This window comes from Streptomyces beijiangensis (assembly GCF_017315755.1).
In the GTDB taxonomy this organism is placed as follows: Bacteria; Actinomycetota; Actinomycetes; order Streptomycetales; family Streptomycetaceae; genus Streptomyces; species Streptomyces beijiangensis.
On the sequence record NZ_JAFLRJ010001224.1, the window covers coordinates 1 to 882 of the forward strand.

General features: G+C 74.0%; 1 protein-coding gene. It reads left to right on the plus strand.

All coding sequences use genetic code 11. The features are described 5' to 3' along the window. A partial coding sequence (locus tag J0695_RS41265; protein ID WP_242553792.1) for a streptophobe family protein occupies positions 1-882 on the plus strand: 882 nt, incomplete at both ends.

The window sequence follows — 882 nt, forward strand, 5'->3', positions numbered from 1 at the left end:
CTGGGCGGGACACGATGTCGGCACCATCGACGGGAGCAAGCTGGGGCTCGACAACATCCCGGGCGCGGGCGGGCTCGGGGACAAACTGCCGGGCGGGCTCGGGGACATCGGCGGGCTGCTGCCGGGGAAGATCGGGGATCTCGTCGACGCCAAGGCCTCGGTGGGGTTCACGGTCAACACCGGTCAGTCGCTGGCGGGCGGGGCCTGCTGGGTGCTGGGTGTGATGGCGATCGCGCTGCTGGCCTCGCGCCGTACGCCGCTGCCGGCCCGCTGGGGTGCGGTGCACCGCACCGTCAGGCCCGCCGCCTCCGCGCTGGTCGCGGTGCTGCTGGTGGCGGTCGCCGCGGGGCTCGCGGCGGCCGCGTACGCGATGATCGGCGACGACCACCCGAAGCGGATCGCGGGGGCGGCGCTGGTCGGGGCGCCGAACGGGGTGTGGCTCGGGATACCGCTGGGGCTCTTCGTGCCCTGGGACGGCAGGGCGACGGGTGCGCTGGGGAAGCTGCTGCCGCATCCGATCGACGATCTGCTGAAGGTCTCCACCGATCAGCCGGTGACGCTCGGCCGGCTGTCCGAACTGGACGGGCGGGTCTGGCTGCTGGCGGTCGCGACCGCGGTGATGATGCTGTACGCGGGGGTGCTCGCGGCCGCTCGTACGCCGACGGGAGGACTGTCGGCGCTCGGCTTCGCCGGGCGGTGCGCGCTCAGGCTGGGTGTGGTCACGGGGGCCGCGCTGCCGCTGCTGGTCTGGCTGACCGACATCTCGGCGAACGCCTCGCTCTCGGTGATCGGCTTCGACGCCTTCGGGGCGGGCATCGAACTCCACGGACAACTGGGCATGGCGCTGCTCCTCGGGCTGGCGTGGGGGGCAGGGGCCGGGGG